General features: G+C 65.7%; 7 protein-coding genes, 1 tRNA gene and 3 pseudogenes. 5 read left to right on the forward strand and 6 right to left on the reverse strand.

Annotated features, from left to right (window positions below; translation table 11 throughout):
* The first annotated feature begins 67 nt into the window (after positions 1-67).
* The 3 genes and pseudogenes from CSW58_RS07995 to CSW58_RS08005 all read left to right on the forward strand — a co-directional run.
* Positions 68-2304 (forward strand): annotated as a pseudogene (locus CSW58_RS07995) (efflux RND transporter permease subunit).
* Positions 2301-3569 (forward strand): TolC family protein, encoded by a 1269-nt coding sequence (locus tag CSW58_RS08000; protein ID WP_099446939.1) that lies wholly within the window; start codon positions 2301-2303, stop codon positions 3567-3569. The pseudogene CSW58_RS07995 and the gene CSW58_RS08000 overlap by 4 nt, the downstream one beginning before the upstream one ends.
* Before the next feature lie 69 nt (positions 3570-3638).
* A pseudogene (locus tag CSW58_RS08005) lies at positions 3639-3836 on the forward strand (transposase); the annotation flags it as partial.
* Between the two features lie 290 nt (positions 3837-4126).
* On the opposite strand, the gene CSW58_RS08010 reads toward CSW58_RS08005, so the two are convergent.
* Positions 4127-4216 (reverse strand) — tRNA-Ser (locus tag CSW58_RS08010).
* A 153-nt stretch (positions 4217-4369) separates the two neighbouring features.
* Between CSW58_RS08010 and msrA the strand changes: the two genes are divergently transcribed.
* Both msrA and CSW58_RS08020 read left to right on the forward strand, forming a co-directional pair.
* Positions 4370-5026 carry a peptide-methionine (S)-S-oxide reductase MsrA gene (gene msrA / locus CSW58_RS08015; RefSeq protein WP_099446940.1) on the forward strand — a complete coding sequence of 219 codons (657 nt, stop codon included), beginning with the start codon at positions 4370-4372 and terminating at the stop codon, positions 5024-5026.
* Entirely contained in the window at positions 5023-5373 is a 351-nt protein-coding gene (locus CSW58_RS08020; RefSeq protein WP_099446941.1) for an MmcQ/YjbR family DNA-binding protein, read from the forward strand. Before msrA ends, CSW58_RS08020 begins: the two co-directional genes overlap by 4 nt.
* A 26-nt stretch (positions 5374-5399) precedes the next feature.
* On the opposite strand, the pseudogene CSW58_RS08025 reads toward CSW58_RS08020, so the two are convergent.
* The 5 genes and pseudogenes from CSW58_RS08025 to CSW58_RS08045 form a co-directional block, all read right to left on the reverse strand.
* Positions 5400-6147 (reverse strand): annotated as a pseudogene (locus CSW58_RS08025) (DUF599 domain-containing protein); the annotation flags it as partial.
* A 42-nt stretch (positions 6148-6189) separates the two neighbouring features.
* The gene (locus tag CSW58_RS08030) at positions 6190-7515 is read right to left on the reverse strand and encodes an MFS transporter (protein ID WP_099446943.1); all 1326 of its coding nucleotides are present in this window, start codon (positions 7513-7515) and stop codon (positions 6190-6192) included.
* A 139-nt stretch (positions 7516-7654) separates the two neighbouring features.
* Positions 7655-7810 (reverse strand): DUF3309 family protein, encoded by a 156-nt coding sequence (locus tag CSW58_RS08035; protein ID WP_099446944.1) that lies wholly within the window; start codon positions 7808-7810, stop codon positions 7655-7657.
* A gap of 73 nt (positions 7811-7883) precedes the next feature.
* Positions 7884-8270, reverse strand: a complete 387-nt coding sequence (locus CSW58_RS08040; protein WP_099446945.1) for a DUF983 domain-containing protein — start codon at positions 8268-8270, stop codon at positions 7884-7886.
* Positions 8271-8567: 297 nt separating this feature from the next.
* A complete protein-coding gene (locus CSW58_RS08045) occupies positions 8568-8702 on the reverse strand; it encodes an entericidin A/B family lipoprotein (protein ID WP_099446946.1) in 135 nt (44 codons plus the stop codon).
* Between the last annotated feature and the right edge of the window lie 73 nt (positions 8703-8775).

The raw sequence follows: 8775 nt of genomic DNA on the forward strand, positions 1-8775 counted from the left end.
TCGAGAGGGGAGCCTGACCCGCTACGGGGCGGTCACCGAGGATGGTCGGGGCGAGACAGCCCAGGCCATCGTCATCGCCCTGCGCGGCGCCGACGCCAAGGCCGTGGTCCAGCGCGTCGAGGCCCGCCTGGCGGAACTCCAGCCCTCTCTGCCGCCCGGCGTCCGGATCAGCCCGTTCTACAATCGCTCGGAGCTTATCGAGCGCGCGACCGGCACGGTGACCCATGCCCTGCTGGAGGCCACAGTACTGGTGGTCCTGCTGTTGCTTCTGTTCCTGGGCGACCTGCGGGCGGCCACCGTCGTGGCCCTGACCCTGCCCCTGTCGGCGCTGGCCACCTTCCTGCTCATGCGCACCTTTGGCCTTTCGGCTAACCTGATGAGTCTGGGGGGGCTGGCGATCGCCATCGGCATGCTGGTCGACGCCGCCGTCGTGGTGGTCGAGAACACCGTCGAGCGCTTGGACAAGCCCGAGATTACCGGATCTCGCCGACTGCATGTGATCTTCGAGGCGGTGAAAGAGGTGGCCACACCGGTCGTCTCCGGCGTTCTGATCATCTGTCTCGTATTCCTGCCGCTGCTCAGCCTTCAGGGCTGGAAGGCAAGCTGTTCGCGCCGGTGGCCCTGACCATTGTGTTCGCGCTTGGCGCGTCCCTGCTGCTGTCCTTCACGATCATCCCGGTTCTGTCTTCGCTGATGATCAAGGCGCGGCCGCACCACGAGTCCTGGCTGATGCGCCGGGTTGGCCCTTTCTATTCGCGGCAGCTGGACAAGGCTCTGGCGCGCCCGCTGCCGGTTCTGGGCGCGGCGGGCGGGGGCATGGCCCTGGCGGTCGTCGCCTATCTGCTGATCGGCAAGAGCTTCATGCCCACCATGGATGAGGGGGCGATCCTGATGCAGCTGGCCAAGCTGCCCTCGATCAATCTTGACGCCAGCGCCAGCCAGGACATGGCCGTGCAACGGGCGATCCTGGCGAGGGTCCCGGAGGTCAAACGGATCGTCGCCCGTGTCGGCTCCGACGAACTGGGGCTCGACCCGATGGGGCTCAACGAGACCGACAGCTTCCTGGTGCTGGCCGACCGCAAGGATTGGCGCCGCAAGGACAAGGTCTGGCTCACCGAGGAGATCCGAAAGGTCGCCGCCGAATTCCCCGGCATCGACGCCACCTTCACCCAGCCGATCGAGATGCGGGTGTCGGAGATGCTGACGGGCAGTCGAGGGGATCTGGCGGTCAAGGTGTTTGGCCCGGACCTGAAAACCCTGGGCGAGCTTTCGACGGCCATCGAGACGAGCCTGAAAGCCACGCGCGGGGCGGCCGACGTCTATACGGTTGCTGGCGACGGCGTGTCCTATCTGCAGTTTGACGTCGATCGCGGCGCGGCCGTTCGCTCGGGTCTTTCGGTCCAGGCGATCCAGGCGGAACTGCGAGCCCAGCTTGAGGGCTCCAACGCCGGCGTGGTGTTCGAACCTGGCCGACGGACGCCGATCATCGTGCGGGGCCTTCAGAACCTTCGCGATGACCCCAACGCCTTTCTCCAGACCCAGATCGCGACCCCGGACGGCGGTCTGGTGCGCGCGGCCGATGTGGCCAGGGTCGCGCGGCGCGAAGGGCCGGTGAAGATCGATCGCGAGAACGCGTCGCGCTTTGCGGTCATTCAGGCCTACGTCTCCGGCAGGGACCTTGTCGGCTTCGTCAAGGAAGCTCAGGCCAATGTCGCCCGTGACGTTCCATTGCCCCAGGGCTACCGACTGGTTTGGGGAGGACAGTTTGAAAATCAGAAGCGGGCCGCGGCGCGACTGGGCGTCGTCGTTCCCGCCAGCCTCGCCCTGATCTTCCTGGTGCTGTTCGTGACCCTCCGGTCGATCCGCCAGGCCCTACTGATCCTGGCCAATATTCCTTTCGCCATGATCGGCGGCGTTGTCGCCCTCTGGATGTCGGGAGAATACCTGTCGGTTCCAGCTGCCGTGGGCCTGATCGCGCTTCTCGGCATCGCGGTGTTGAACGGCCTGGTGCTGGTCTCGCACTTCAATGAACTGCTTGACCGCGGTCTGGACCTTCAGCGGGCGATCGTTGAAGGCGCGCGTCGCCGGCTGCGACCGGTTCTGATGACCGCCAGCATCACCGCGCTTGGGCTCGTGCCCCTGCTGTTGGCCAGCGGTCCAGGGTCCGAGATCCAGCGGCCGCTCGCGATCGTCGTTGTCGGCGGCCTGATCACCTCGACGCTGCTGACCTTGATCCTTTTGCCCATTCTCTATCGCCGGTTTGGTCTGGAACGCGGCGCCGCTATCGAGGAGTCCGCGTCGTGATCCGCCGTATTTTGACCCCCGGTCTCTTTGCTGCCTTGGCAGTGGCGACAACAGCGTCTGGAGCCGAGCCGACAGGCTTCGTGAGGCCTTCCTTTCTGCCGTCTGATACCGCAATCCTGACGGTGCTCGATGCGTCGCCAGCCTTGGCCGAGGCCCGCGCGGGCCTGCAAGGCGCGCGGGCCCAGGCCCGGATGTTCGCTGCGGGCGATCACGAATTCGTTGGCTCTCTGACCAGCGATCGTCGCCATGTGCGGGGAGAGGGAGACTATGCTGAATGGTCCGCCCAGGTCAGCCGTGGCTGGCGGTCGCAGGGAAAGCGCGCGCTGGATTTGAATGTGGGCGCGGCTGGCGAACGTGCAGCGAGCGACTTGATCGAGGATGCGCGTCATCAGGCCTCGCTTCAGTTTGCGAGCCTTTGGGTAGGTTGGCTCGAGGCCGAAGCTCTCGCTGAGATCGATCGCCGAGAGTTGGATACTTATGAGCGTGATCTTATCGCCCTGACGCGCCGAGTAGAGCTCAAAGACGCAGCGCCACTTGAGCGAGATCAGGCCCTGGCGGCTACGGCGCGCGCGAAATCTGCCGCGACAATGAGTTGGGGTGCGGCGCAAGCCATTCGAAGCGAATTGGATACGATCTATCCACAGCTTACCCCGGTCCGGGCGCCCGCGCTGCCGGCACCTTCGGCGCCGCTACGGCCGTTTGAAGTCTGGCTGACCGTAATCCCTCAGCGCAGCCATGAGATCACGATCGCCAGGGCCTTGGCTGATCGCGAGGTTGCGCTCTCGCGCCGCGCAAAGCTGGATCAACGGCCCGATCCTACCATCGGCCTTCGCACCTTCAACGAGAGAGGTGGGGCTGAAACCGGATTGGGCATAGTTCTGTCCATCCCTTTGGGCGGCACTTTGCGTTCGGCGGCTGCTGAGCGGCAAGCGGCGGCCGCTTCGGCGGCAGAGGCGCGTTATTCACGGGTAGTCAGAGCCGTCGATCTTTCGGCAAAGCGTGACGTGATTGAAGCTCGCTCGAGTCTTTTGGCCTGGGACGATGCCGAAGGTGCAGTTCGGGCCGCCAGTTTGGCCGCGAGCAGAATTCAGCGCGCCTATGAGTTGGGAGAACGGGATCTGACTGATCTTCTCGTGGCAAAGCGGCAAGGCTTTGAGGCCCAGCGGCTGGAGATGCGAGCTCGCTCTGCAGCGCATGCGGCACTTCTACGTTTGGCGCTGGACGCCCACGAACTCTGGCTTTCTGAACTAGGAGAAGCACATTGAAGGTCCGGTGACCTGCCCCTGATTTTTTCCTCCAGGCGGAGCTAGAGTCCGACCCTTGAGAGGACGGACATGAAGCGATCGAGATTTACGGAAGAGCAGATCATCGGGATCCTGCGGGAGAACGAGGCCGGGGCGAGGGCGGGTGATTTGGCCCGCAAGCACGGCGTGTCGGAGGCCCAGCGGCTGAAGGCGCTGGAGGACGAGAACCGGCGGCTCAAGTCGTTGCTGGCCGACGCCATGCTCGACAAGGCGGCGTTGAACGAGCTGCGTTATTACAGCGGTTTATCGAGACGCCCCGAAGCGACGTTTGGGGCGAATCCCTGCAAATTCGGACAATTGCCCTGTTATCAGGGAAATGGCGTGCGAGCTGAGACGAGTGTTTTTGCCGCAAACCTGAGCGGCCGTCAGTGCGCCTGAGAATGCGCCGGTCCAGTCAATGATATTTGGCTTCTATTCAGAGGTTTCGTGTCGCCTAAGTCAGATTTCGGCGCACAGGCATTTGAATAGTCGCATGAAAATATGCGCTATCTCTTCTCAGCGAATAATTGAGGAGTGGGTGGCGGTGAGAGAGGGATTCGAACCCTCGTTAGGCTTTCACCTAAACACGCTTTCCAAGCGTGCGCCATCAACCACTCGGCCACCTCACCCTGCGCACCAGTTCCCCGGGAGCGGTTGAGGCCCCCGGCGCGGGAGGGCGCAATATACTCATGGCGAACGCCGGGGCAAGCGGCCATGCGGGGTGAAACCGCGCTCATCCGCGCCTATATCACCGGACAGAGATTTCCAGCCGAGGCCGCCCCATGCTGTTCGCCAAGAAGACGCACGAACTCCCGACCGCCGAGACCGCCCTGCCGGGCCGCGAGGCGGCCATTCCGACGGCCGTGAGCCATTTCATCAACGGTCACCCTCTGAAGGGTCCCTATCCGGAGGGGCTGGAGACCGCCGTGTTCGCCATGGGCTGTTTCTGGGGCGTCGAGCGGATCTTCTGGCAGGTCCCCGGCGTGTGGGTCACCGCCGCCGGCTATGCCGCCGGAGTGACGCCCAACCCGACCTATCAGGAGGTCTGCAGCGGCGGCACCGGCCATACCGAGGTGGTGCTGGTGGTGTTCGATCCCCGGATCGTCACCTATGAGGCTCTGCTCAAGACCTTCTGGGAAAACCACGACCCGACCCAGGGCATGCGCCAGGGTAATGATGTCGGCACCCAGTACCGTTCGGCGATCCTGGCCACCAGCGACGCCCAGGTCGCTGCGGCCGTGGCGTCCAAGGGCGTCTATGGCCAGGCCCTGGCGGCCCGGGGCCTGGGCGCGATCACCACGCAGATCGCCGCCGCCGGCCCGTTCTATTTCGCCGAGGACTATCACCAGCAATATCTGGCCAAGAACCCGGGCGGCTATTGCGGCATCGGCGGCACCGGCGTGACCTGTCCGATCGGGGTCGGCGTCGAGGCCTCTTGACCCCAGCCGCCTTTCACGCCGCCGCCATCGCCCTGCCGGGCGCGACGCTCAGCGTCCAGTGGGGCGACAGCCAGGTCTACAAGGTGGGCGGCAAGATGTTCGCCGTGCTGGGCGGGGCGGTCGGCGACGGCGGCTTTTCGTTCAAGGCCAGCGAGGTGGCGTTCGCGGTGCTGACGGAGGCCGGGCTCGCCCGGCCGGCCCCCTATCTGGCCCGGGCCCAATGGCTGCTGATCGCGGACCTGGCGGGGCAGGATGAGGATGAGGTCGTCGGGTGGCTGGTCCAGGCCCATGCCCTGGTCGCCGCCAAGCTGACCCGCAGGGCGCGGGCCGAGCTCGGTCTGGCGTGACGGCCCGTCTCTCCTTCGTGAGGCCGAAGGGCGTCTCTAGCCCTGGTCGCCCCGGTCCTGGGTCAGGTGCCGCCCAGGAATGACCGGCTGCTGCTCGAGGATCTGGCGTACCCGGCGCACGGCGATCGAGGCGCGGCTGCGGCGCTGGCGCCAGAGCAGCAGGGCCATGGCGCCCGAGACCGCGACGATGAAGGCGATGGGCCCCAGCAGCCAGGCCGCCGCCGCCAGGGCGAAATAATAGCCGCGCACGCCGGTGTTGAAGGCCGACAGGGCCGGGTTGAGGATGCCGCCGGTCGCCTCGGCATAGTCGCTCAGCACCGCGAGCGGCGCGCCGTTCGGCGTGGCCCCGATGGCGGCCAGGCAATAGTTCATCTGGCGGATCGACCAGATGAAGTCGAGCAGGCCCCGGGCCAGGGTGATCAGCACCAGGCCCAGCTTGATCTGGAACATCAGCGACGAGGCCGGGGCCAGCACCGCCAGGCCCTCGATGGTCTTCCAGGCCTTGTCGCCGCCGAACAGCACGCCGGCGGCGGCGGCGATCAGGATCAGGTTGCTGGAGGCGAAGAAGCTGGCCGAGTTCAGCGCATGGCCCAGCAGCTGGCCGTCGAGCAGCGGCACCTCGCGCAGCGACATCTCGCTCATCCAGCGGCGGCGGATCACCGTCATGTCGGTATTGATCACATTGCCGCCTTCGCCCAGGCGCTTGAGCAGCGGCTCGTAGAACAGCCAGCAGAAGGCGAACAGGGTGAGGGCGGCGATGTCGAGGATCGGCATGGGGGAAGTCTAGGACCCAGGGGGAGTCGGGGGAAGGCCCCGTCAGTCCTCGAGGATCAGGCTGTGGTCGCGACTGTCGCGCAGGCGCCAGGCGATCAGGCAGCCGATGGCCATCATGCCCGACAGGTAGAGATAGAAGCCGCTCTCCATGCCCTCGTTCTTGAACCACAGGGCGACATATTCGGCGGTGCCGCCGAACAGGGCGTTGCCGATCGCGTAGGGCAGGGCCACCCCGAGGGCGCGGACATGGACCGGAAACAGCTCGGCCTTCACCACGGCGCTGATCGAGGTATAGGCCGATTGCACCACCAGGGCCGCGAAGATCAGCAGGAAGGCCACGACCGGATCGGTGGCCTTGGCCACCAGGCTGAAGATCGGCCAGGCCAGGATCGCCCCGCCGCCAAAGGCGATGATCAGCATCCGCCGGCGCCCGACCTTGTCGGACATCCAGCCGAACAACGGCTGGATCAGCATGAAGCCGACCAGGGTGGCCAGGTTCACCGCCCCGGCCATCGGCTTGGAAAAGCCGGTGGTGTTGGTCAGGAACTTCAGCATGTAGGTGGTGTAGGCATAAAAGGCCAGCGAGCCGGCGGCGGTCAGGCCGATGATGGCCAGGGCCTCGCGCGGGTGGTCGCGGAACATGGAAAGGGTCTCGGCGCGCGGCGCGCCGGCGGCCTTGGCGGCGGTGAACGAGGCCGACTCGTGCAGGCCGGCGCGGATCCAGAACACGATCACCGCCAGGGCCGCGCCGATGAAGAACGGAACGCGCCAGCCCCAGGCCGACAGCTCCGCCGGGGTCAGGGTCGCCTGCAGGATCACCAGCACCAGGGCGGCGACCAGCTGGCCCATGATCAGGGTTACATATTGGAACGACGACCAGAAGCCGCGGCGCTTCTTGCCGGCCATTTCGCTCATATAGGTGGCGCTCGCCCCGTATTCGCCGCCCACCGACAGGCCCTGCAGGATGCGGGCGGCCAGCAGGATGGCAGGGGCGGCGGGGCCGATCTCATTGAAGCCGGGGGTCAGGGCGATGATCAGGGAACCCACGCTCATCAGCGCGACGGCCAGGGTCAGGGCGGCGCGGCGACCAGCGCGATCAGCGTAGAGGCCCATCAGCCAGGCCCCCACGGGGCGGGCCAGGAAGCCCACCGCGAAGATGGCGGCGGTCTTCATGAACTGGGCGGTCTGGTCGCCCTCGGGGAAGAAGACCTTGGCGAAATAGATCGAGAAGGCGGCGTAGGCGAACCAGTCGTACCACTCGACCAAATTTCCGGCCGAGCCGCCGAGGATGGCCCTGGCCCGGCTGGCCGCGCTGGTCTGGGTGGTCGATGTCGGGACGCTGGGCGTTGCGCTGCCGGTGTCGTTCATGCCGTTCCGGTCCCCGCCCCTGATTGGCGGCGACCTTAGGCGAACGGCGCGCGATTAGCCAAGTGCGGAGCCTGTCATCGCCCGGCGGGTCCGGACGATGACAGGGCGTGGTCAAGGCGGGCTTGGAGGTCGAGAGCCCCTAGAGTCGACCCATCAGGACCAGGATGATCAGGATCACGAGGATCAGGCCCAGACCGCCGCTGGGGAAATAGCCCCACGACTTGCTGTGGCCCCAGGTGGGCAGGGCGCCGATGAGGGCCAGAATGAGGATGATGATGAGAATTGTGCCGAGCAAGTTCCGTCTCCCTTGAAGCGTGAGGAGGGAATGCGGTCGGTGCTGTGAAGGTTCCGGACCCGGTCGGAAACGCCTAGGTGATGTCCTCGGCCTTGCGCAGCCCGTTGGCCCACAGGGCGCCGATCACCGCGCCCTTGACGCGTGGCAGCAGCAGCAGGGTCAGACCCAGAAGCGGCAGGACGGTCAGCGGCACCACCAGCGTCGGCGACATCTTCCAGATGAACGGGAACAGCAGCAGCGGCGCCACGAACAGGTGGCCGATGATCAGGATGGTGAAATAGGCCGGACCGTCATCCGCGGGATAGGCGGCCAGATGGTGGCCGCAGACCTCGCAATCGAGATCGACCTTGAGGTATTTCGAATAGAGGCGGCCCTCTCCGCAGTTGGGGCAGCGATGCCGGATTCCACGCTTGATGCCGGTCAGGACGGAAGGAGGAGGGGGCGATTTCATGCAGCTCATATGGCTCCGGCGATCGGCGTATGGAAGAGTACGCAAGGTCGCACTTTCTATTTCCGCTCAATGATGCCGGCCTGTTTCGGAAGCAAGACGAAAGGTTTCGCCAATAGCGAGAGCGGCGGGGCCGAGGGCAAGGTTAAGCTTAAACTGTCGTTTACCAAGCCTGTCTGGCCATGCAGGCGCAAATGAGGCCATTTGCTGGCGGCGCCGCGGCGGCAGGGTGCGTTTAGATTAAGAATTGTCCCCGGTCGGGCGCGGCGCGAACCCGGCCGGCCGCGCTCGCAACCCTGGGGAATGCGACTATTTGGCGTCGCGAGCCGTGTCGCTGACGGCGCGTCCGGCGGCTGAAACGTCCTTGCCGACGCCCTCGAGGGTGTTGCAGGCCGACAGCATCAGGGCGGCCGTCGCGACGGCCAGGATCATCATCTTGCGCATGGGGATATCCGGTTTGAAGAAGGGCGGCGAAGCTTAACCGGCGAAGGTCGTGAACGACAAGCCAGCGCCGGCG

This window comes from Caulobacter sp. B11 (assembly GCF_002737765.1).
Classification (GTDB): domain Bacteria; phylum Pseudomonadota; class Alphaproteobacteria; order Caulobacterales; family Caulobacteraceae; genus Caulobacter.